General features: G+C 59.6%; 21 protein-coding genes. 8 read left to right on the top strand and 13 right to left on the bottom strand.

Features of this window, described 5'->3' with window-relative positions; translation table 11 throughout:
- Positions 1–84: 84 nt before the first annotated feature.
- Complete coding sequence (locus tag ABOK31_RS07645; protein ID WP_349958335.1) at positions 85–705, top strand: esterase; 621 nt, start codon at positions 85–87, stop codon at positions 703–705.
- 1 nt (position 706) lies between these two features.
- Entirely contained in the window at positions 707–973 is a 267-nt protein-coding gene (locus ABOK31_RS07650) for an addiction module antidote protein (RefSeq protein WP_174177501.1), read from the top strand.
- A gap of 131 nt (positions 974–1,104) precedes the next feature.
- On the opposite strand, the gene ABOK31_RS07655 is transcribed toward ABOK31_RS07650, so the two are convergent.
- The 9 genes from ABOK31_RS07655 to ABOK31_RS07695 form a co-directional block, all read right to left on the bottom strand.
- Positions 1,105–1,797: a transporter gene (locus tag ABOK31_RS07655; protein WP_174177500.1), complete on the bottom strand. Its 693-nt coding sequence runs from the start codon at positions 1,795–1,797 to the stop codon at positions 1,105–1,107.
- A 168-nt stretch (positions 1,798–1,965) separates the two neighbouring features.
- A complete protein-coding gene (locus ABOK31_RS07660) occupies positions 1,966–2,445 on the bottom strand; it encodes a hypothetical protein (RefSeq protein WP_349958336.1) in 480 nt (159 codons plus the stop codon).
- Positions 2,446–2,604: 159 nt separating this feature from the next.
- Positions 2,605–2,994, bottom strand: a complete 390-nt coding sequence (sufA, locus tag ABOK31_RS07665; protein ID WP_349958337.1) for a Fe-S cluster assembly scaffold SufA — start codon at positions 2,992–2,994, stop codon at positions 2,605–2,607.
- A gap of 76 nt (positions 2,995–3,070) precedes the next feature.
- Complete coding sequence (locus tag ABOK31_RS07670) at positions 3,071–3,451, bottom strand: SUF system Fe-S cluster assembly protein (RefSeq protein ID WP_075850603.1); 381 nt, start codon at positions 3,449–3,451, stop codon at positions 3,071–3,073.
- Positions 3,452–3,462: 11 nt separating this feature from the next.
- Positions 3,463–4,704, bottom strand: a complete 1,242-nt coding sequence (locus tag ABOK31_RS07675; protein WP_349958338.1) for a cysteine desulfurase — start codon at positions 4,702–4,704, stop codon at positions 3,463–3,465.
- Positions 4,705–4,719: 15 nt separating this feature from the next.
- Positions 4,720–5,994 (bottom strand): Fe-S cluster assembly protein SufD, encoded by a 1,275-nt coding sequence (gene sufD / locus ABOK31_RS07680; protein WP_349958339.1) that lies wholly within the window; start codon positions 5,992–5,994, stop codon positions 4,720–4,722.
- A 22-nt stretch (positions 5,995–6,016) separates the two neighbouring features.
- Positions 6,017–6,772 carry a Fe-S cluster assembly ATPase SufC gene (gene sufC, locus ABOK31_RS07685; RefSeq protein ID WP_092716448.1) on the bottom strand — a complete coding sequence of 252 codons (756 nt, stop codon included), beginning with the start codon at positions 6,770–6,772 and terminating at the stop codon, positions 6,017–6,019.
- Positions 6,773–6,843: 71 nt separating this feature from the next.
- A complete protein-coding gene (gene sufB, locus ABOK31_RS07690) occupies positions 6,844–8,313 on the bottom strand; it encodes a Fe-S cluster assembly protein SufB (RefSeq protein WP_349958340.1) in 1,470 nt (489 codons plus the stop codon).
- Between the two features lie 146 nt (positions 8,314–8,459).
- Positions 8,460–9,626: a cysteine desulfurase family protein gene (locus ABOK31_RS07695; RefSeq protein WP_349958341.1), complete on the bottom strand. Its 1,167-nt coding sequence runs from the start codon at positions 9,624–9,626 to the stop codon at positions 8,460–8,462.
- Positions 9,627–9,859: 233 nt separating this feature from the next.
- On the opposite strand from ABOK31_RS07695, the gene ABOK31_RS07700 reads away from it, so the two are divergent.
- Entirely contained in the window at positions 9,860–10,537 is a 678-nt protein-coding gene (locus ABOK31_RS07700; RefSeq protein WP_047633174.1) for an alpha/beta hydrolase, read from the top strand.
- 11 nt (positions 10,538–10,548) lie between these two features.
- On the opposite strand, the gene ABOK31_RS07705 is transcribed toward ABOK31_RS07700, so the two are convergent.
- Both ABOK31_RS07705 and ABOK31_RS07710 read right to left on the bottom strand, forming a co-directional pair.
- Entirely contained in the window at positions 10,549–11,064 is a 516-nt protein-coding gene (locus tag ABOK31_RS07705) for a GNAT family N-acetyltransferase (protein ID WP_349958342.1), read from the bottom strand.
- Between the two features lie 166 nt (positions 11,065–11,230).
- Positions 11,231–13,552 carry a caspase family protein gene (locus tag ABOK31_RS07710; RefSeq protein ID WP_349958343.1) on the bottom strand — a complete coding sequence of 774 codons (2,322 nt, stop codon included), beginning with the start codon at positions 13,550–13,552 and terminating at the stop codon, positions 11,231–11,233.
- A gap of 444 nt (positions 13,553–13,996) precedes the next feature.
- Between ABOK31_RS07710 and tyrS the strand changes: the two genes are divergently transcribed.
- The gene (gene tyrS, locus ABOK31_RS07715) at positions 13,997–15,253 is read left to right on the top strand and encodes a tyrosine--tRNA ligase (RefSeq protein WP_349958344.1); all 1,257 of its coding nucleotides are present in this window, start codon (positions 13,997–13,999) and stop codon (positions 15,251–15,253) included.
- A 101-nt stretch (positions 15,254–15,354) separates the two neighbouring features.
- Here tyrS and ABOK31_RS07720 read toward each other — a convergent pair whose 3' ends face one another.
- Positions 15,355–16,305, bottom strand: coding sequence for an alpha/beta hydrolase (locus ABOK31_RS07720; RefSeq protein ID WP_349958346.1), 951 nt, complete (start codon positions 16,303–16,305; stop codon positions 15,355–15,357).
- A gap of 93 nt (positions 16,306–16,398) precedes the next feature.
- Here ABOK31_RS07720 and ABOK31_RS07725 point away from each other — a divergent pair, with 93 nt between their 5' ends.
- The gene (locus tag ABOK31_RS07725; protein WP_349958348.1) at positions 16,399–16,725 is read left to right on the top strand and encodes a hypothetical protein; all 327 of its coding nucleotides are present in this window, start codon (positions 16,399–16,401) and stop codon (positions 16,723–16,725) included.
- A 30-nt stretch (positions 16,726–16,755) separates the two neighbouring features.
- On the opposite strand, the gene ABOK31_RS07730 is transcribed toward ABOK31_RS07725, so the two are convergent.
- Positions 16,756–20,175, bottom strand: coding sequence for a DUF3971 domain-containing protein (locus tag ABOK31_RS07730; RefSeq protein ID WP_349958349.1), 3,420 nt, complete (start codon positions 20,173–20,175; stop codon positions 16,756–16,758).
- Between the two features lie 128 nt (positions 20,176–20,303).
- On the opposite strand from ABOK31_RS07730, the gene ABOK31_RS07735 reads away from it, so the two are divergent.
- The 3 genes from ABOK31_RS07735 (at position 20,304) to ABOK31_RS07745 (ending at position 23,054) form a co-directional block, all read left to right on the top strand.
- Positions 20,304–20,786 carry a peroxiredoxin gene (locus tag ABOK31_RS07735; protein ID WP_349958351.1) on the top strand — a complete coding sequence of 161 codons (483 nt, stop codon included), beginning with the start codon at positions 20,304–20,306 and terminating at the stop codon, positions 20,784–20,786.
- 4 nt (positions 20,787–20,790) lie between these two features.
- Complete coding sequence (locus tag ABOK31_RS07740) at positions 20,791–21,621, top strand: ferritin-like domain-containing protein (RefSeq protein WP_349958353.1); 831 nt, start codon at positions 20,791–20,793, stop codon at positions 21,619–21,621.
- A gap of 116 nt (positions 21,622–21,737) precedes the next feature.
- Positions 21,738–23,054, top strand: coding sequence for a peptidoglycan DD-metalloendopeptidase family protein (locus tag ABOK31_RS07745; RefSeq protein ID WP_349958355.1), 1,317 nt, complete (start codon positions 21,738–21,740; stop codon positions 23,052–23,054).
- Positions 23,055–23,214: the final 160 nt, after the last annotated feature.

The raw sequence follows: 23,214 nt of genomic DNA on the forward strand, positions 1-23,214 counted from the left end.
AACTTGTCTATGAAAACGCCGCGTGTCCGAAAGGATGCGCGGCGTTTTTGATGACGCCACAGTGGGGCCTTGGAATTCAGATTCATGCCGGAGCAACCGGAATTTCACTTCGTCGCCAGGCGAACGGAACGCGTTTCCGCGCCGCTGCTTCTCCTGCATGGGAGCGGCATGGATGAAGCCGCACTTATTCCTCTTGCCGATTCGGCTGCGCCGCGGCGTCCCTATATCGCCATGCGAGGCGCCATCGGCTGGGAGGGCGGATTTGCCTTCTTTCGCCGCAATCTGGATCGAAGCCTGGATCACGCCGATCTCACGAGACGCACCGACGAACTCTGTGATTTCATCGAAACGGCTCTGGAGCAAGGGACGCTCAAGCGGAAGCCTGTGCTGGTTGGCTTTTCGAATGGCGCCATCATGGCGGCATCCATTCTTCTGCGCCGGCCTCGCTTGGCCGCCGCCGCCGTTTTGATGCGGCCACTCTCGCCGGCGCCGGACGCAGGCTTTCCATCGCTGGCCGCTTTGCCGATCCTGATCACATCTGCCGAGTACGATCAGCGGCGCGAACCCGGCGATGCCGATATCCTGAAAAATCAATTTGCAAACGCCGGCGCGGATATCAGCGCTCATGTGCTGGCGACCGGTCACGACGTCAATCAGGACGACATCGGTATCATCCGCGACTGGCTCATACGGAAAGGCCTATGACATGAACCAGGAGATTTCCCTGAGCACCGACAATCCCGACAGCTATATCGCAGCAGCCTTCGCCACGGATGACCCCGCTTCGATCGCCAAGGCATTGGGCGAAGTTGCCCGCACGCGCAACATGAGCAAGCTCGCCAAGGATGTCGGCATGAACCGTTCGGCGCTCTATCGTGCGCTAAGCGGCGACGGAAATCCGGAATTCGCCACGATCCTGAAGGTAATCAGGGCGCTCGGCCTCAAACTGACGCCGGTTTCGGCTGCGAGCTAAAGCATGTCGCGCAAAAGTGCGCAGCGGTTTTGCGGCAACGACATGCATAAAATCAAAGACATAAGGCGCGAGGAGCGAACCTGAAGGGGCGCGACGCGCGTTAGGATTTTAGCAGTCCTTCGGGGGCGTCGCTAACCGATCGCCTCTTCGAGCAGAAGCAACACGAGAAAGCCGGCAAAAAACATTGCCGTCACCCAGGGGCGATCGGGTGTTTCATGGGCTTCGACCAGCAGTTCTTCGGTGACGAGATAGAGCAGCGCAATCAGCCCGAACGCGAAGAAGCCGGTCAAAATGGGGTCGGGCAACGACGCGATCGGCGTGCCCAGCAAGGCGCCGATCGGCAGCAACAGAGCAAGCGCTGCCGTGATGGCGACGATCCTGGCTCGAGAGCGAACACTCTCGCCAAGTTCATTCGCCACCGTCAAGCCAAGGAACAGCACCTCGATCGTCAGGGCGATCGTCAGCAACAGGCCTACCTTCGGGCCGGCGGCAAAGCCGATGCCGAGCACGAGGCCGTCGATCAGGATATCGATGCCGATGGCCGCCAGAAGGCCGACCGGTCCTTTGGCCCAGGTCTCCAGTTGTTTGACCAGCAACATCATGCCGACGCCGATCGCGCCGCCGATCACCGTCGCCAAGGGAGAACCCCTGTGCATGACATCAGGCAATATTTCGCCAGCGGCAGCCGCAAAGACGACACCGGCGGCAAAATGCTGGATAGCACTGACGAGGTTAGGTCCTGGCCGCGTATTCACCGCAACCGCGGCACCCGCAATGGCGGCCGCAGCCGGGATCAATGTGTAAACCCATGCCGCAGTCGCCATAGAATCTCCCGTTGTGCGCCATGTCGACTTTACCCGGTTCAGCCGGTTAGCCAGGGCAGCAGCGGAGAGCCCCAAGCTTAGAGCGATCAAAACACGAAAAACAGCGCGGGGAAATACAGCACTATCGGCTTGGGCAGCCTAGGCGCCCTGGCGCTGCGCAGCCGAAAACTACCAGATCACCTTCGACAATTCGGAGAGGACGACATTGCCATAATCCTCGTCCTTCATGCTGAACTCCGCCTCGCCGGATGTCAGATTGAAATTGAAGTAAACCTCAGCCGCGCCTTCAGCGAGAAACAGCTTGGTGGCATACCAGTCTCCCGGCCCTCCACCGAAACCGCCACCTGGAAGGCGCATCGTCGGAGGGCCGAGAAATGCTATGTCGAATGGCAGTTTTTCCTGCTTTGCGTCAGAAAAGATTGGCGAATCTGCCGACAAGGTATTGGCCAATTGTTCGAAAAACCGTGCCGGATGGGAACTCGCGACATGGCGAAACTCGCCATGCGAGAAGCTTATCGGAGTATCAGGATCGGCGCTGCCGTCCTTTTTGCGCGGACCCTGAATTTCAATGAGGAACTTCGTTTGGTCCTCACCTTCACCATAAAGAGCCATCAAGACGAGCGTTTCAGCATCCGTGCCGTCAGGCATCGGAGCGATCTTGAACGGGAGAGGAGTTGGAAAGTCACCATCGGCAGCAAAAAGCATCCGCACTCGGCTCGATGCCGAGAGCAGTAACCCGGCTGATAAAATCAGAGCGCAGCGCCGTGTGATCATTTTACTTTCGAGATGACAAACGGCGTCGCCCCATCATACGGCCGGTGCAGCCTGACGCTGAGCTGCCAAAGCGGCAAGATCGGCTGGCTTCAATTCGACGGATTCGCCGCAGCCGCAGGCCGATGTCTGGTTCGGATTGGTAAAGGTGAAGCCCGAGCGCAGCGTCGTGGTCTCGAAACCCATTTCCGTACCGAGCAGATAAAGGACGGCCGATGGCTCGACCCAAACGCGAGCGCCATCGCGCTCGATCAGATCGTCCTTCGCATTCGGCTCGGTCACCAGGTCGATGGTATATTCCATCCCAGCGCAGCCGCCCTTCTTGATGCCGACGCGAACGCCCTTGGCATCGGGACTGGAATTTTCAACGATCGCCTTGACGCGGGCTGCTGCCGCATCCGTCATGCTCATGACTGCAAAGCCCATGGGCTCATTCTCCTTCCGCAACCGGGGTCAAGATCCGGCGCTTCGAGTCTCAATGTAAAGCCGGCGGCTTAAAGCTTCAATACCAGCCGACAGCGACCTGCGCTTCTTCCGACATGCGATCCGGCGTCCAGGGCGGATCGAAGGTCATGCTGACGTCGACACCGGAAACACCTTCGACTGCGCCGACGGCATTTTCGACCCAGCCCGGCATTTCGCCGGCAACCGGGCAACCGGGCGCCGTCAGCGTCATGACGATCTTCACCATCCGGTCGTCTTCGATATCGATCTTGTAGACCAGACCCAGCTCGAAGATGTCTGCGGGAATTTCCGGGTCATAGACCGTCTTCAGCGCGGAGATGATGTCGTCGCTGAGGCGTGCCAGCTCATCCTCGGGGATGCTGGAATGCACGATCCCTTCGCGCGCATCGATCTTCTGTTCGCTTTCGTCGAGTGACATCGCTTGCCTCCTCAGGCAAAGAATTTCCGTGCATATTCCAGTGCGTTGGCCAAGGCATCCACCTCGGCGCGCGTATTGTACATGCCGAACGATGCACGGCATGTGGAGGTGACGCCGAAGCGTTTCAAGAGCGGCTGGGCGCAATGCGTGCCGGCGCGAACGGCGACACCCTGTCGATCGATCACCATCGAAACGTCGTGGGAGTGAATTCCCGCAAGTTCGAAGGAGAAGATGCCGCCCTTGCCGGGCGCAGTACCGATGACGCGCAGCGAGTTGATGTCGCGCAGCCGCTCCGCCGCATAGGCGGAGAGGTCAGCCTCATGGCGGGCAATCGCCTCGCGGCCGATACTGTCCATATAGTCGAGCGCGTAGCCAAGACCGATCGCCTGAACGATCGGCGGCGTTCCCGCCTCGAAGCGGTGCGGCGGCTCGTTATAGGTAACGTTGTCCTCGGTGACGTCGAAGATCATCTCGCCGCCGCCCTGGAATGGCCGCATCTGGGCAAGCCGCTCCTTCTTGCCGTAGAGAACGCCGATGCCCGAGGGGCCGTAGAGCTTGTGACCGGTCATGACGTACCAGTCGCAATCGATATCCTGCACGTCGACGGGCATGTGCACGGCACCCTGCGAACCGTCGATCAGGACGGTAATGCCGCGCTCATGGGCGATGCGGCATACTTCCTTCACCGGAACGACCGTCCCAAGCGCGTTCGACATATGCGTGATGGCGACGAGCTTGGTGCGCTCCGTCAGGCTCTTCTCGAATTCCTCGATATGGAACGCGCCCTCATCATCGACGGGCACCCAGACGAGCTTCGCACCCTGCCGTTCCCGGATGAAATGCCAGGGAACGATATTGGAGTGATGCTCCATGATGGAGACGACGATCTCATCGTCCTCGCCGATCTCAGGCATGCCCCAGCCGTAGGCAACCGTGTTGATCGCCTCGGTTGAGTTCTTGGTGAAGACGATATCGTCAACCGACGGCGCATTCAGGAAGCGGCGCACCTTTTCGCGAGCCGCCTCATAGGCTTCCGTCGCGGCATTGGACAGAAAGTGCAAGCCGCGATGCACATTCGCATACTCGTTCGAATAGGCGTGTGAAATCGCATCGATAACGACCTGCGGCTTCTGCGCGGAGGCACCGTTGTCGAGATAGACCAGCGGCTTGCCATGCACCGTTTTCGCCAGGATCGGGAAATCCCGGCGAATGGCTTCGACGTCATAGGCCGTTGCCGGCACGATCTTGTCCACGAGCTTTGCCTCCAATCAGGCGTGCTTTTCCAGCCAGGCGGAGATAACGCCTTCCAGCGCCTCGACCAAGGCTTCGTCTTCCAGTTCCTCGACGATCTCGGCCACGAAGGCGTTGACCAGCATGGCGCGAGCCTTGTTCTTCGGGATGCCGCGCGCCATCAGATAGTAGAGATGGTTCTCGTCGATATCGGCAACCGTCGCACCATGGCCGCACTGAACGTCGTCGGCGAAGATTTCGAGCTCCGGCTTCACCGAGAACTCGGCATCGTCGGACATCAGGAGCGTGTTGCAGGCCATCTTGGCGTCTGTCTTCTGCGCATCCGGTGCGACCCGGATCATGCCCTGAAAGACGCCGCGAGCACGATCGAACACCACGTTGCGGATAACTTCCGTGGAACCGGTGTTCGGAACGTCATGACCAAGCACCATCGTCACGTCCGTGTGGGTATCGCCGCCGAGCAGGTTCACGCCGCGAAGCGTCAGATCGGCGCCCTCGCCCGTTACCTTGATGTACAGCTCCTGGCGTACGAGCTTGCCGCCGGCGTTGATGACAAACAGCTTCAGCTTGGCATCTTCTCCGAGATCGATGCGGAGCTGCCCGAGATGGGTGTCTTCGCTGCCCTGCTCTTGCAGGATAATCCAGGTGATTTCAGAACCCTTGCCGATCTTCACTTCGCTGACAGAGGAAACCAGCGCAGCCGCGCCTTCGACCGCCTGATGACGCTCGATGACGGTTGCCTTGACATCTGCGCCGAAGGAGACACGCAGGCGGCTGTGGATCTGGCCGCCGGCATGGATGAACTGCACTTCCAGAGGCGCTTCGAGTTCGGTGCCATCAGGAAAATCGATGACATAACCGTCACGCACAAAGCTCGCATTGATACGGCCGATGGCGTCATCCTTGCCGAGAGCTTCGAGGCCGGTAGCAGCCGTGCCGTTGATCAGGCTGTCAGCGTAGCGTGCGACCGTCAAACCCTTGACGGAGGCTTTTTCGCTTGCCTTGCCCTGAAGAACCGCGAGAACGGGAGAGCCTTCGACCGTCGCCGGGAGAGCCTCTACCAGCCCCTTGCCGATATCGCTCGGCACCAGACGCAGCAGGTTCTTGAAATCGGTGTAATGCCAAGCCTCGACGCGGCGCGTCGGCAGGCCTGCAGTCTTCAGCTCGTCCAGCAGGCGGTCGCGGACGGCGAAAACTTCGCCGTCGCCGGGCAGATCGCCCATCTGGTCGTTATATGCCTCGATCAGCGCCGTTTCGGCTGACGTCAGGCGGTTCGTCGTCTGAATGTTCATCGACGTGTCCTTTCCGCCTCGATCAGGCTGCAGCTCCGATGATGTCGGCATAGCCGTTGGCTTCGAGTTCATGCGCCAGCGTCTTGTCGCCGGACTTGATGACCTGGCCCTTGTAGAGGACGTGAACGGTGTCCGGAACGATATAGTCGAGCAGGCGCTGGTAGTGGGTGATGACGATCACGGCGCGATCCGGAGAGCGCAGCGCGTTGACGCCGTCAGCAACGATCTTCAGCGCGTCGATGTCGAGGCCGGAGTCGGTTTCGTCGAGCACGCAAAGCTGTGGCTCCAGGAGCGCCATCTGCAGGATTTCGGCGCGCTTCTTTTCACCGCCGGAGAAGCCGACGTTCAGCGGCCGCTTCAGCATGTCCATGTTGATCTGCAGCTTGGCCGCAGCATCCTTGACGCGGCGCAGGAAGTCGGGCGTCGTCAGCTCGTCTTCGCCGCGAGCCTTACGCTGTTCGTTAAGGGCAACCTTGAGGAACTGCATGGTGGCAACGCCCGGAATTTCCACCGGATACTGGAAGGCGAGGAAGATGCCCTTTGCGGCGCGTTCGGCAGCATCGAGTTCGAGAATGCTCTCGCCGTTATAAAGGATGTCACCCTCGGTGACTTCATAGTCCTCGCGGCCGGCGAGGATGTAGGAGAGCGTCGACTTGCCGGAGCCGTTCGGTCCCATGATGGCAGCGACTTCGCCCGCTTTCACGGTCAGGTTCAGGCCGCGAATGATCTCGGTGCCGTCTTCGGCGATACGGGCGTGCAGGTTCTTGATTTCAAGCATTTTAATATCCTATCGCAGGAATGAGTGTGCGGCGCGCCTGGCGCGCCAAAGCTAATTCTGTTTCGTGGACGTCAGCCGACGCTGCCTTCGAGCGAGATGCCGATCAGCTTCTGCGCTTCGACGGCGAATTCCATCGGCAGCTCCTGCAGCACTTCCTTGACGAAGCCGTTGACGATCAGCGCGATCGCTGCTTCCTCGGGAATGCCACGCTGCAGGCAGTAGAACAGCTGGTCTTCGGAAATCTTCGACGTCGTGGCTTCGTGCTCGAACTGAGCGGACGAGTTCTTCGCCTCGATGTAAGGCACCGTATGCGCGCCGCACTTGTCGCCGATCAGCAACGAGTCGCACTGCGTGAAGTTGCGGGCGTTGGTCGCGCGGCGATGCGCCGAGACCTGACCGCGATAGGTGTTCTGCGAAACGCCGGCGGCGATACCCTTCGAGATGATGCGGCTTGAGGTGTTCTTGCCGAGATGGATCATCTTGGTGCCGCTGTCGACCTGCTGATGGCCGTTCGAAACAGCGATCGAGTAGAACTCGCCACGGCTGTCGTCGCCGCGCAGGATGCAGGACGGATACTTCCAGGTGATCGCCGAGCCGGTCTCGACCTGCGTCCAGGAGATCTTGGAGCGATGGCCGCGGCAATCGCCACGCTTGGTGACGAAGTTGTAGATTCCGCCCTTGCCGTGCTTGTCGCCCGGATACCAGTTCTGGACCGTCGAATACTTGATCTCGGCGTCATCGAGCGCAACCAGCTCGACGACGGCCGCGTGCAGCTGGTTTTCGTCGCGCTGCGGCGCCGTGCAGCCTTCCAGATAGGAGACGTAGGCGCTTTCTTCGGCGATGATCAACGTGCGCTCGAACTGGCCGGTGTTCTTCTCGTTGATGCGGAAGTAGGTCGACAGTTCCATCGGGCAACGAACGCCCTTCGGCACGAAGACGAAGGAACCGTCGGTGAAGACGGCCGAATTCAGCGTCGCATAGAAATTGTCCGAGGTCGGCACGACGGAGCCGAGGTACTTGCGCACCAGCTCCGGATGCTCGCGGATGGCTTCCGAGATCGACATGAAGATCACGCCAGCCTTCTTCAGCTCTTCCTTGAAGGTGGTGACGACCGAAACGGAATCGAACACCGCATCGACGGCGATCTTCGGCTTCTCCACGCCGGCAAGAATTTCCTGTTCGCGCAGCGGAATACCGAGCTTCTCGTAGGTCTTCAGCAGCTCCGGGTCGACTTCGTCGAGCGACTTCGGGCCGGCGAACTTTTTCGGCGCGGCGTAATAGTGAATGTCGTTGAAATCGATCTTCGGATAATCGACGCGCGCCCATGTGGGCTCCTCAAGCGTCAGCCAACGACGATAGGCTTCGAGGCGCCACTCCAGCATCCAGTCCGGCTCCTGCTTCTTGGCGGAGATGAAGCGGATGATATCTTCGGAAAGACCCTTGGGAGCCTTTTCCACTTCGATCGTAGTCTCGAAACCATACTTATACTGGTCCACGTCGATCTGGCGAACCTGATCGACCGTTTCCTGGACTGCAGGCATTTCGTTCTCCAATCTCGCCGGATCCAAGGTCCGGCAGCTTGTCAACGTTGCGGCAGACTTATGTCTGCCCCCTATGTAGTCGGCCAAAAGGGACTTTTCACCCCGCTTGGCAAGCGGAAATTTCGGTTTCCGCAAAATTGTGGCCGTCAGGCCGCCGCACCCGCCAGCTTGCGCCTTCCCGCTATGCGGGCAAACGCGGCGATTGCGCGATCGATATCCGCTTCGGTTGTGGTCGGCCCCAGCGAAATGCGGAGAGCTCCGAGTTTCGGGTCGCATCCCATTGCCACGAGCACATGGCTTTCGCCGACCTTGCCCGACGAGCAGGCGGAACCGGCAGAAATCGCCACGCCTTCCAGGTCGAAGGCGATCTGGCCGGTTTCGGATTTCAGTCCCGGCAGCGTGAAGAAGCTGGTGTTCGGAACACGCGGGCCATCCTTTCCATGAACGATGACATCCGGCGCCGCCAGCTCCATCCCTCCTTCCAGCCGGTCGCGCAATGAAGCGATCGCAGCATTGCGAACATCGAAGTCCACAGCAGCTGCTTCGGCAGCTGCACCGAATCCGATGATGGCAAGCGTATTTTCCGTGCCCGAGCGGTGGCCCTTCTCCTGACCGCCGCCATGGATCAACGGCTTCGGCATTAGCACCTCACCGCGCGAGACGAGTGCGCCGACACCCTTCGGCCCACCGATCTTGTGCGAGGACACGATGAGGAAATCCGCACCGATCCTATTGATATCGAGCAGAACGCGGCCGGCCGCCTGAACGGCATCCACCGCAAAGAGACCGCCCGCTGCCTGAACAAGCTTGGCTGCCTCTGCGACAGGCTGGACAATTCCGGTCTCATTGTTCGCGAGCATGATGGCGACCATCGGCAGACCGCTCGCCTTGTCATGGGCTGATAGCATGGTCTCCAGCGCAGCAAGATCGACCGTGCCGTCCGATGTCACGGGTATTTCGCTGACATTGTCCTTGGCAAATCGCCCGCCTTCGCGCACGGCCGGATGCTCGACGGCCGATATGTAAAGGTGGCTGACGACAAGCGGCGTCCGCCCCATGCGAAATTCCGGCGTCAGCACCATATTGGCCGCCTCGGTCGCACCGCTGGTGAAAACCACATGGGCAGGCTCCGCGCCCGTCAGCCTTGCAACCTGCCGGCGTGCGGCCTCGACAGCTGCGCGTGCTGCCCTACCTTCACCGTGAACGGAATTGGGGTTGCCTTGAATATCCATCGCACGCAGCATTGCTTCGCGGGCCGCCGGATGGAGCGGTGCGGTAGCATTCCAATCGAGATAAAGGCGTGTTGCCGCCATAATCTTCTTCCTGCGCGACTTTGCTTTGCTGCGACCGGCTCATTTTCCTTGAAATTTCAGCCGGGCATGCCTTATGACACGTTCCACAAACCGTTGCACAAACAACGCGCGGACCACCGCATCAAGTTTCGAATTGTTCTAAACTGCGTTCTAGAAAAGATGAGCGCATTCGTCAAGTCAACTTGCTGCGTGCCGTAGGGTTTGAACGCAGAAAAAGAAGAGCCGGAGTATCGATGCCCGAAGTAATTTTCAACGGCCCCGCGGGTCGCCTTGAAGGCCGCTATCAGCCCTCCAAGGAAAAGAGCGCCCCGATCGCGATTATCCTTCATCCCCATCCGCAATTTGGCGGCACGATGAACAATCAGGTCGTCTACCAGCTCTTCTATATGTTCCAGAAGCGCGGTTTCACGACACTCCGCTTCAATTTTCGCGGTATCGGCCGCAGCCAGGGCGAGTTCGATCACGGCGCCGGCGAGCTTTCCGATGCAGCCTCGGCACTCGACTGGGTGCAGAGCCTCCATCCCGATTCGAAGAGCTGCTGGGTTGCCGGCTATTCCTTCGGCGCCTGGATCGGCATGCAGCTGTTGATGCGCCGTCCGGAAATCGAAGGCTTCATGTCGATCGCACCGCAGCCGAACATCTACGACTTCTCCTTCCTGGCACCCTGCCCGTCATCCGGCCTGATCATCAACGGCGATGCCGACAAGGTTGCCCCGGAGAAGGACGTCAACGGCCTCGTCGAGAAGCTGAAGACGCAGAAGGGCATCCTGATCACGCACAAGGTCGTGTCGGGCGCCAACCACTTCTTCAACGGCCAGGTCGAAACGCTGCTGGGCGAATGCGAGGATTATCTCGATCGTCGCCTCAACGGCGAACTGGTGCCGGAGCCGGCCGCCAAGCGCATCCGCTAAGGAAACGGCTTTTACCGAGCCATTGCAAACGTAGGACATTGTATCCCGTCGATCATCATCGACGGGTGATCCTGCATGCCGATCTTCCTTAGAACCCGCTGCGATGCTGCATTTTCAGGATGCGTGAAGGCGATGAATTGCTTCGCCAAGCCGCGGCTGAAAAACCACTGCGACAGCGCACCGGCAATTTCCGTGGCATAGCCGTTGCCCCAGGCCTCTTGTCGAAGAGAATAGCCGAGCTCGAATTCGCCCCGACCGCTTTCCTGAAAACGCGAAAAGCCGGCACGGCCGATAAAGCGGCCGTCCTCACGGCGCAGCATCTTGTATTTGGTCGTGCCGTCGCGCGCCTGTTCTCCGAACCAGCTTTTCAGCCGCTCCTCAGCCTTGTCCAGCGTCCAAGGAGCCGCGCCTGAAAGATAGCGCGTCGTTTCGATTGTCGAATGCAATTGCCGAATCATTTCGGCATCACCCTTGTCCCACATCGTCAGAACGAGGCGCGGGGTTTCGAGTATGATGGTATCACTCATCTGCCTGCCTATTTTCGTGGTGGATCTCCAGCCTGCTGTAACCTGTATGGCAGCGCCGATTGGCAACCGGACGGTCAGCGCTAAACGCTCGGCCTGATTTCAACAAGCCGATCAAGCGACAATTCCGAATGAGAAGGCCCGCCGAAGCGGGCCTTGAGATTATCGGTCAGTGGCATGCCGGCAGGCCGGGAGCGCCGCACTTTTTCTTTTCCGGCGGCTTCTGCGGCGGAGGCGGAGGTGGTCTCTTCACCTGCTGCTGCACGACCTTCGGCTGCGGTTGGGGCTTCGGCTGAGCCTGCGGCTTGGGTGCGGGCGCCTGGGCTGCAACATGCGGCACCGGCCTGGGCTGCGAAGGAGCCGGATTGGCTTGCCGAGGCGGCGCAGCGGCAACACGAGGCTGATTGTGAGCCTGAGGTTGGTTGCTGGGGATCGCCTTGGGCTTTGCCGGCGTCCTTGCGGCGACGGCTGGCGCATGCGCATTGGGTTTCGGCGCAGCGACAACCGGATTCGGTTTGCCGCTTGGCGCTGCTTGCGGTGCCGGGGTCTTGGCAATCTGGTTTTGCCCCTTCACGGCAGGCGCATTACCAATAGTCGGCTGCGGCTGCTGCCCCTTGGCGCCGGGCAGCGCATGTGCACTGGCGTTCGGCGCGGCCTGCGGCTGTTGAGCCTGTTTCGTCTGCGCTGCTCCAGCATTGGCCGTGGCGGGCAGAGGCTGACCGTTCGCACCGGGAAGTGCATGCGCATTGGCATTTGTGCCCTGCTGCGCAGGTTGCGTGGCAACAGCCGGATTATGCACCGCATTGGGCGCGGCTTGCGGCGATTGCCCCTGCTTCGTCTGAGCCGTTCCCTGATTGACGGGCAGCTTGCCGCCGGCCGGCAGCGGCTGACCATTGGCGCCTGGAAGCGCGTGGGCAGCAGTATTTCCGCCTTGCGGCTGAGCCGAAGGTACGACGGCCGGAGCTGCTCCAGGTGCCGCCTTGACGGCTGCAGCCGGGTTCTGCTTCTGCAGAACCGCCGCTTTCTTCTGCACCGATGGCGGCAGGGCAACATGCAACGCCGCGGCACCCGCGCCAGCAATGACGGCGGCGCCGGCAAGCTTCTGGCCCGTCGTCAGCCCGGGTGCGGCGGGCGCAGCCCCATTCTCATTGACGGTCGTGTTGTTGTTGATGACCGTCGTGTTGTTCACGACCGTATTGTGGATGTTGTTGAAGATAATGTTGTTTTCGGGCGGTGCGATGTCGCGTGGCGGCTCGACCCATGCAGGGACCGGAACGTAGACGGGCGCAGGCAGCACGTAAACATCGACAGAGGGGTCCGGCGGCGCCAGCACCACGAAATCCGGTGGCGGCGGTGCCAGGAAGACAACGGGCGGCGGCGGCGCATAGCCGAAATCGGCATCGTCGAAATAAAGCACCGGCCGGTCGACATAGACCACTTCCGGCGGCGGTGGCGGCGGCACGTCATACTCGATGACAGCAAATGACGGGGGCGGCTCGAGAGCTGCCTCGAAATGCTCGAGACGGCGACGGGCATCCCATACGTGGGGACCACGCGGATAACGCCTCAGATAGGACCAATAGGCCTCTGGCGTGTCGGCAATCCAGGTCTCACGCCAGGTGATCGCCTCGCGGCGGGCGGCAACAATGGCGCGGACACGCCTGACCATGGAATCGTTCGGATAGGCGGCGAGGAAATCCTCATAGCCCTGCAGCGTGTCTCGATCGAGCGCAGCGAAATAGGCATCCCGCTCGTCGAAATCGCGGATCGGCTTTGTCCGGTTTGCCACATCCTCGGTGTTCGACACCGCAGCAGCCGGCGCATTCGGACCACGATCGAAAAAGTTGAATGCGTTCTTGAACTTGGAAGCATCCCACGAGATTTCGGCACCCTTGGTGAGATCGCCGACACGCAAGCGTGTGCGATCGAACACATCGTCAAGTGACAGGCCGCCGACGCGGATCATCTCCGCCAGCGCATGCGCGTAGGAACCATAGGGCCCGGCCTCCTGCGGTGCGACCGTGCCGGGCGCCGCATTGAACGCGATCAGCTGATTGATGTCGGGATCGACCAATGCCAGGCCGCCAGCCAGCGGCTGACTGGATTGCACGAAGGGATTGGCCCTCGCCGCATCCAGCACGACGATACTGCCGCGATTGTTGATCGCCGACAGCGATTTGGTGAAGTCGCTCACGCGGATCGCCTGGACAGGGACATCCGTGGCATTGGCGATTTGCGCGTCTACGGGCACGAAATAGTTATCGCCCTGATATTGCACACCATAGCCCGCCAGATAGACGAAGACGACAGTATTGGGGCCTGACGCGTTCGCTTTCGTCAGAAAGTCGCGCATCGCGTCGCGCATGCCGTTCTGGTCGAGATCGCGCGCGCCGATCACGTCGAAGCCCGCGGCCTGCAGCGTTTGCGCGATGAGACCGGCATCGTTGGCCGGCGTCGGCAGCGCGCCCACCTTGTAGGCGGCGTTACCCACGACAAACGCTATTCTCTTTTCAGGGGAACCTTGAGCTTCGGCCGGATTCGCAGCAGCGACACCGGCCAAAACCAACATCATGGCAAAAAATGCCCAGATCGTCTTTTTGGATGACAATCCCATCTTCGAAAGCAGAGGCGACATACCGGTTTCTTTCACGAAACATGAGGTGCGTACGGGGATCAACAGGAAATCACTAGGATTTGATTCGGGCGAATGCGCGGCTTATTCCCGGCGGCTTCGCGGCGATGTTACGGTCTATTGACGTTCAGAAGCATTTATTTACAAACCGCACCCGACCTGTGACACTGATCGAAACTTGATCTCGTAGCCACCAAAATGGTGACGCGCCGGTAAATCGGTGATAAACGCGCCCCGCGACTTTCAACAACACCAGCGACTTCGCCGCATCCTCCAAGGCTGCGGCCTCGAGAGACCAAGATCATGGCTGAGTTCAAATCCGATTTCCTGCACACCCTGCAAGAGCGCGGCTTCATTCATCAGATTTCCGATGAAGCCGGCCTCGACGACCTCTTCGCCAAGGAAACCGTGACGGCCTATATCGGCTTCGATCCAACGGCATCGAGCCTGCATGCAGGTTCGCTGATCCAGATCATGATGCTGCACTGGATGCAGGCAACCGGCCATCGACCCATTTCGCTGATGGGCGGCGGCACCGGCATGGTTGGCGACCCCTCCTTCAAGGAAGAGTCCCGCCAGCTCATGACGATCGATACGATCGAGAACAATATTGCTTCGATCAAGCGCTGCTTCTCGAACTACCTCACCTATGGCGAGGGTCCGAAGGACGCGTTGATGATCAACAACGCAGAATGGCTGCGCTCGCTGAATTATCTCGAATTTCTGCGCGATGTCGGTCGCCATTTCTCGGTCAACCGCATGCTGTCCTTTGACAGCGTGAAGACCCGGCTTGATCGTGAGCAGTCCTTGTCGTTCCTCGAATTCAACTACATGATCCTGCAGGCCTACGATTTCGTCGAGCTGGCAAAGCGCTATGATTGCCGCCTTCAGATGGGCGGCTCGGATCAGTGGGGCAATATCGTCAATGGTATCGATCTCGGTCACCGTATGGGGACGAAGCAGCTCTTCGCGCTGACCTCACCGCTGCTGACGACGGCGTCCGGCGCCAAGATGGGCAAGTCTGCCACCGGCGCGGTCTGGCTGAATGCCGACCTGCTCTCGGCCTATGATTTCTGGCAGTACTGGCGCAACACCGAGGATGCGGACGTTTCGCGCTTCCTGAAGCTCTACACGACGCTGCCGATGGACGAGATCGCTCGTCTCTCCGCGCTTGCCGGTTCCGAGATCAACGAGGTCAAGAAGATCCTCGCGACCGAAGTCACGGCGATCCTTCACGGCCGCGCGGCAGCCGAGCAGGCAGCGGAAACTGCGCGCAAGACCTTCGAGGAAGGCGGCATGTCAGAAAACCTGCCGTCGATCGACGTCCCGGCTTCCGAACTTGGAGCCGGAATCGGGCTTCTGGCTCTGATCGTCCGTGCCGGCCTTGCCGCCTCCAACGGCGAAGCTCGACGCCACGTCCAGGGCGGCGCAGTGCGTATTAACGACCAGGCTGTCAGCGACGAGCGCAAGATCATTGGCATCGGTGAGGTCACCGCCGATGGCGTCATCAAGCTGTCGCTCGGCAAGAAGAAGCACATCCTGATCCGCCCGGCCGCCTGACGGGCCAATACACGAACAATAAACAAAGCCGGCGCCCCCTCGCCGGCTTTTTTGTGTCTGTCCACCTGAAGGTCGTCGGTCGACGGAATGAACCGGCTTGGTCAGTCGACGCGCGCAGAACCGGCCCGTAAAGTTGATATCGCTTGCAGGAAGGACATGATCGCCGCTCCCAATCGCTTTGGCTGATCGTATGGAAGGCCGTGACCGGCGTCAGCGATCAGTTCATATCGAAGCAAGGGATTGAGCTTTTGCAGCTCGCGGGCCGCATCCAACGAAACGACCCCTTTATCTCCGATCACGAGAAGAATCGGCACGCCTATGCTTTGCACAAGTTCGCGATAATCCGGATTTGGAGGTGTGAGCACCTCAAATGCGAACATGCTGGTCTGAAGCCTTGCATCAACCAGGCATTCCAGAATCTCCTCCGACCGGGATGGATGTCGAACGCGCGCGTGGGTAAGGAGATCAGCCCTGCTAGAAACTAGCGATCGCCGCTGCTCCTCTGCAATATCGCTTTCAAAAACCTCGCGCTGCCACTCTGGACTTATGAAGGTTGGATCGACCAGGATCACGCCTGAAACCCCTGCTCCAAGTTCTCGGGCGGCGACAGCTGCGGTCATGCCTCCCATCGAATGACCGAGCAATATTGGAGCTTTTAGATTCAATTTCTTTATGAGCTCGACAACGTCGCCTGCGAGGTTGTCATACAAATATCCTCGAGCCGGCGCGCCGGATTTTCCGTGTCCACGTGCGTCCGGCAAGACGACATCAAAGTCATTCTCCAACGCACGCGTCAACGGCGCCAAACACGCGCCGCTGCCGAGCAGCCCATGCAGCGCGACCAGCGGAGGATGATGGCCGCCTGTTCGCAGATAGTGAATGTCGATGCCGTTTGCATTGCAGTTGCCAGTCGTCCAACCGGCCAGGCACGATTTGCTTTGGGTCATATCCCTCAAAGTGCCATAGTTCATCGGGAACATCGATAGAAACGTCGCGCTGGAATGTTCAAGCCGATACTGCGACGCTTGAAGGCTGCCGGTCCATAAGTTCACATCCTGGCTCTTGGCAAATTTTTTGCGTTTGCGATGTCGGATCGCGACCGGCCCTTTCGTCCTCTGTTAAGATCCGAACCTCGGAGGTGGATTATGGATGAAATGCCGACGATCAAGACGAGGCGCAAGGGCCGAAATCTTACGCAAAGCATGTTGATTCCCAGCGAGGAAATGATCGCCCGCGCGCTCTGGGCAGCGCCTCCGGGTCAATTGTCCGATATTGCGGGAGTAAGACAGGCACTTGCCAAGCAATATGGCACAGATGCCTGCTGTCCTGTCACCGTTCAGCGACATTTGGTGCAGATCAGCCAAAGCGGCACGGCTCCGTTTTGGCGTATCGTGGACCCCGATCGGCCATTCGCCCGGCGCATGAGCGGTGGGCCGGAACGCATACGCGAACGATTGGCGGAAGAAAGATAATCCGCCTTACAGCCTCAGCGTCGCGCCTCCTCAATATTCAAATATCTGCCTGAAAACACCCGGCGCGATGATCGAAAGAGGGTTGATCTGCAGGTTCGATTTCTCGATCGTGCCGGTCAGCCTGAAGGTAATGCCGATCAAGCCACGATCGCTGCCATTGCCGAGGATGAAGCCGACGATCGGGACTTCGGCGAATAGCCGGTTCAGGCCGTAGGCAGGCATGAAGGTTCCCGTCATGTCCATCTTGCCATTGGCGTCCTTCAGCATGCCCTGGAACGTCGCCCCAACCTGCACGCCACGCACCACACCGTTTTCGACCGAGAGCGCCCCATCGCGCATCACCAGCCGCGCAAAGCCGCGCTCGAAATTCTGCGAACGGGTATCGATATTCTGCTTCAAAGCCGAATTCAGGCTCTTGCCGTTCTTTCCGCTTGGCGTCGACACGATGGTCGAGAGTTTCTTGTCATCGATGATGGAGAAGTTGCGGATATCGAGCGAACCGTCCCAATCGTCCTGCCCGATCGACCGCAGCGACAGATTGAGCAGCCCACCCTGCAGATGCCTGTAGAGGTCAGTGAAGCGCGCAACGGCACCTGCATCACCGCTCGTGATACGGATGACACCGTTGTTGCCCTTGCTCATCTGGGTGACGAGTGCTTCGCCGCTACGGGTCACGCCGGAAAAATCTGCAGCCGTCGTCTTGCCGCCGGCGATCGAATAGACGCCCTTGACATTGCCGATGGTCTCATCGTTGAAGCCGATAACCTTGTCGAGATTGGCGCGAACGGTCGCGCTCGCCGAAGCGTCTCCGTCCGAACTCTGCTGGCCGCCCGATGTGGATGCCTTCAGGCGCGCAAGGATCGGGCGTATGTCGGCGGAATTGCCCGATACCGCCACGTCGTAGCCGCCGCCCTTGCCCCGCTTCAGCGAGAGCGCGAAATCGTCGAGCGCCGAGAGCTTCACGCTGTCGAAGCTCGCCGATGTGAGGCTCCCCTTGCTGATCAGAAGATCGCCGCTAGCGCCGAATCCATCCCCCTTGAGCGTGAAATTCTTGAGCGTCGTCTGGCTGTCTGGACCGGATGCTTCGAACTGCGCAGTCGCCGCAATGCCGCTGCCCTTCGACCAGCCGACCCAAGGAACGGTCAGGGCCGCCTTGCCGAGATCGACCTTGACGGCCTGGCGATCATCGTCGATGCGCGTCAATTCCACTTTAACCGGCCCGTCGATCATATCGCGAAGTCCGGGCAAAACGGTGTTGCGCTGCGCATCGGTCAGCGTCGCCGTAATCACGCGGGCGCGCTTGACGGACGATTTGCTGTCGGTCGGTTCCACCATGTCGATCTGGGCTGGAATACTGTCGATCTGGGCCTGGGCTTGCAGGTGCACGGATTGCGGATCGGCCGAAATCACACCGGTCAGATTGTCGATCTTGCGATTGTTCATCGGCTTCAGCAGATCGACATTGTCGAGATTGAGCTTCGCCTGCCAGTCCGGTGGAGGCGGCTGCTGATCCTTGATCAGCCCTATCCTGGCATCGACCTTGGCGACGATCTTGCCGTTGAAATCCTCCGGCTTGAATTCGGTCCGCTGCAGTACTTCGAGAGGCTTGTAGGTCAGAAGTTCGCCGATCGCATCGCCGGAGCCTGAAATCGTCAAATCAAGATCGGCCATCAGCGGCTTGTCGTAAGTCGCCGGGATCGAGAAGCTGCTGTCACTCAGCGTGATCTTGCGACCGGTTGCGAAATAGGACGTGGCCGTCGCGATATCGACGACCATATTCGGACCGGTCAGATCGAAATGGGCCTTGGTATCGCGCAACGGCGGGATTTCGCCCGGAACGTTCATCCGTGCGCCATCGATGTCGAAGGCGATATGCAGCTCGTTCTTGCCAAGCTGCAGCTTGCCGGTCTGTGATGCTTCCCGTAGTCGGCCAGCCGGAATGAAGACCGATATGGCCGCATTGGTCACAGAGCCTCCGAAAAGATTGCCCTCGACCCAGGTCCTGGGTTTCGAAGCCATCCAGAAAGGCCACAGCTGCTTGACAACAGTCGTATCGAGCTTGTCCGCACGGCCGCCGAAGCTGATCTCTGGCGAGCTGTCGCCGAGCTTCATGTGCAGGGAGCCGAAAAGCGCGCCTTGCGGCGTCGATATGCCGAGATTGTCGAACTGGAATTCCTTGGTCGCGGAAAAGAACCGCCCCGTGGCGCGACCATCGAAGCTGACCGGCTTTTCCCCCGACAGAGATGAAGCGGCGATGCCGTCCTTGATCACGAAATCAATGCCGAAGCCCTTGCCCGCATTGGCGTCGACACGATCGAGATCGATGACAGCACCGGAAAATGGCGCGATCGTCTGGAGGAACTGCGCTTTTGACGGCGCAATCTCGAGGGTCTGGTGATCGAAGTTGTAGGCGAGGTTGATATTGGCCCGCGTCAACTCCTGCACATCATGGTCCATATAGAGGACGCCGGGTTGGACATCGATGGCGGCGTTCAGCTTCGGATCGACGCCTGCCTCGCCCTTGACCGCAGAAAGCGTGACGTCCCCGAAGCTCATCAGACCCTGTCGCGGCGTACCGTTCGGGTCATAGGTCATCGTGAGTGGCTTGAGATCGAGATTGGATATCTTGGCCGCCAGCGAGGAGCTATGACCGGCTTCCTTTTGATCCGCCTTCACATCCAGGAGCGCCACGGACCCGTTGAGCGCGACCTGGCCATAGAGATGGAGAGAATTCGGCGCGGCACGCTCGAAGGTCAGATTGTCGACGACAAGCGAGATCGGTTCGCCCTCCTGTCGTGCCAGCTTCATCGAGAAGCCGGAAATGCGTACGGAATTCGTGCCGCCGCGCTGGACGAAATGTTCGAGGAAATCGAGATTGTCGAAGGCCGCATTCAGGACCTTGGGCAAGGCATCGACACGCAAGACAGTCCAATCGACCGGATCACCTTGCGGCAGCAGCGAGGTGTCGAGTGCGATGCCCTCTGCCGCAACGCTTGCCACCTCCACCCTGCCCTCGATGAGGGCCAGCGGGTCCAGCTCCATGTTAACGGCTGACATCGTCGACAGATGCTTGCCGCTCTCCTGATCGACGACATTGACGTCGCGTGCCTCCAGTGCCAAGCGCAGGTCGGAGGTAAATCGGATCACGGTCGCGCCGACTTCTGCCTTGTAACGCGGACCGATGGCCTGATCGAGAGCCGTCTGCGCTTTCTGAGACAGTGGCGCATCGAAGATGCCGCCTTCAATGGTCGCGATGACGGCACCGAGAATAATGGCAAGAAATGCAAAGAAAACCAGCGTCATGCGGCAGACATGCCAGACGTGCGAACGGCTGCGGCGAGCGCGCTCCGGCACATGCACGATCAACGGATCTTCGACCTGAGCGGACGGCAGATGGTCGAGCGACACGAGATCCTTTTTGCGGAATGTTACCTTTTCGCCTCGGATCACTCCTGCGCGTGCCTTTCGCTTATACAATTTTGTTGGTGACGCTGCGTCCCATTGGACGGCACACGAGGGCAGTATATATGGCTTACCTCAAGTGTCATCTAAAAAACCGGCAAAAGAAAGGTTTTCCCGTGGCGGAAGTTTTCCCGATTCAATTGAACATCGGCGACAAGGCGCCGGATTTCGATCTTCCGCGCGACGGCGGCGATCGCGTTCGTCTCGTCGATTTTGCCGGGAAACCGCTGGTCATCTATTTCTACCCCAAGGACGATACGACCGCCTGCACGACGGAATCGATTACCTTTACAGCGCTCGCCCCCGATTTCGCAAAGCTCGGCGTCGCCGTCCTCGGCGTCTCGCCCGACACGGTGAAAAGCCATGACAAATTCGTCAAAAAGCACGCGCTTTCCGTGCCGCTCGCTTCCGACGAGGAAAAGACCATGGCAATGGCCTACGGCGTCTGGCGGGAAAAGAGCATGTATGGCCGCACCTATATGGGTGTGGTGCGCTCGACTTTCCTGATCGGCGCCGATGGCCGCATCGCCGCAATATGGGACAAGGTCAAGGTCGCGGGCCACGCCGAAGCGGTTCTTGCCGCCGCCAGGGAACTTTAACGGCATGTCCGGTAGTCCCGAAAACATCACGTCGCTGCGCGGCGGCGCCATCGCCGCCATCCGTTCGGCCGACCTCGATCTGAAGACCGAGCTCGCCCAAGAATCGGCGACGCGTTGGTTTGCCCGTACCCTGTCGCTGCGTTCGCCGCTCGATCCGCCGCTCGCCGATAGGCCTGGCCGTCCCGAAAAGCCGGAGCTGGTGCCGCCGAAACATATGGAGAAGCGTTCCCTGCATACGCTGAAAGGTCGTATCGCACTGTTGCATGCCATTGCCCATATCGAACTGAATGCTGTCGATCTTGCGCTCGATATCGTCGCGCGCTTCGCGACGGGACCGGTCCCCAATTCCTTCTTCGACGGCTGGATGCAGGTTGCGTTCGAAGAGGCCAAGCATTTTCGCATGGTACGGGCGCGCCTGCGCGAACTCGGCGCAGATTACGGCGATCTGCCCGCCCATGACGGTCTGTGGCAAGCGGCCCATGCAACCCGCACCGATCTCACCGCCCGCTTGGCCGTCGTGCCGTTGATCCTCGAAGCCAGGGGATTGGACGTGACGCCGGCGCTGCAAGCGAAGATGCGCGAAACCGGAGATCTGGAGAGCGCCGCCGTACTCGACGTCATCTACAATGACGAGAAAGGCCATGTCGCCGTCGGCGCCAAATGGTTCCGCTTCCTGTGTGCGCGAGAAAAGCGCGATCCAGCCCGAACATTCCAGGAACTGGTGCGCGCCAACTTCCGTGGTTCGCTGAAGGCACCGTTCAATGATATCGCCCGAGCGGAAGCGGGACTGACCCCTTCCTTCTATCGCTCGCTGACATCTACAAGCAATGCTTGATATACTAACGTAAAACGGCTTTTTCCGGTATTTAATACTGCCGTAGAAAGCATTCATTAACCATAATGCCGTGTACTTCCACTGGGTGCCAAAGCGCACCGATTGGGAGAGTCTCGGTGACAGCAAAGCCTCAGAACCGGGTTTTCGGCAAGCAACGGCGACATCACACCATTATCCTCGCCAGCGGCGATACGGTACGCCATATGACCGTGCGCCCATGGATGGCCGCCGTCGCCGTCTGCATGGTCGGGATCTTCTCGATCGGCTATCTCCTTGCGACCTCCTACCTTGTACTGCGCGACGATTTGATCGGCGCGACGATGGCTCGCCAGGCGCGCATGCAATATGACTATGAAGATCGCATCGCCGCGCTGCGTGCCCAGGTCGATCGCGTCACCTCCCGTCAGCTCCTCGATCAGCAGGTGGTCGAGGAAAAGGTCGACAAGCTGATCGAGCAGCAGCAGCAACTTTCGTCGCGCAACGGCAAGCTCGGCACGTTGCTCGACCGGGCAGAGAACTCCGGCCTGACGGACAAAAGCGCGCACCCGGATGCCAACGCTGCCGCGCCAAAGAACGAACATGCCCAGCTGACGTCACCCAAGGCAATCGAAAAGCTTCTCCTGAGCGGCAAGCCAGCTGACGCCACACCCGACAACTCCACACTTGCCTACGTCCCTGCCCCCGAAACCGTCGCCGACCGCGCCGATCGAGTCTTCTCCAAAGTAACGCTGTCGCTGAAGCATATCGAACAGGATCAATTATCCCGAATCCGCAACCTCACCGTCGACGCGTCTGAAACCGCGAACGAAATCCAGTCGATCATGCAAAATGTCGGCGTCAAGGTTCCGAACGAAGTCGCCAGTATCGGCAAGGAAGACATCGATGGCGGCGTGGGGGGACCTTACGTTCCGCCTGAGAATGTCGATCAGTTCGAACGATCCATGGCGGACCTCGATACTGCCTTGACGCACTTAGAAACGGTGCGGGGTGCCGCCGAAAGCCTGCCCTTCCGCAATCCCGCGCCCGGCAAGCTCGTCACCAGCCCCTTCGGCAATCGCAAGGACCCCTTCTTCGGCACACTGGCACTTCATACCGGTACAGATTTCCATTTCAGTCCTGGCGAAAAGATCAAGGCCACAGCGCCTGGGAAGGTAGTTTCGGCGGGCTGGACTGGCGGTTACGGCAACATGGTCGAGATCGACCATGGCGACGGCATCTCCACCCGCTATGGGCATATGGAGCAGGTGCTCGTCAAAGTCGGCGACAAGGTCGGCGCCGGCGAAGCGATCGGTCTTGCCGGCAGCACCGGGCGTTCGACAGGAACACATCTGCATTATGAAGTGCGCGAGAATGGACATCCCATAGACCCGATGTATTTCATCGGTGCCGGCACGAAACTCGCAAGTTACATCAGCGGATTGGGCGCAATTTAGCTGCGGGAATTGTGACAAACGCGCAACAAAGATGGTACTAATCCAAAAATTGCGTTATGAATGAACTTCAAGCCTGTTGAAGCGCCCGCTTTCCTTGACTTCCCGGGTATTTGGTTCTATGTCGCGCTGCATTGCGGCACGTTCCTGCGTGTCGACTCAT

This window comes from Rhizobium sp. ZPR4 (assembly GCF_040215725.1).
Classification (GTDB): Bacteria; Pseudomonadota; Alphaproteobacteria; order Rhizobiales; family Rhizobiaceae; genus Rhizobium; species Rhizobium rhizogenes_D.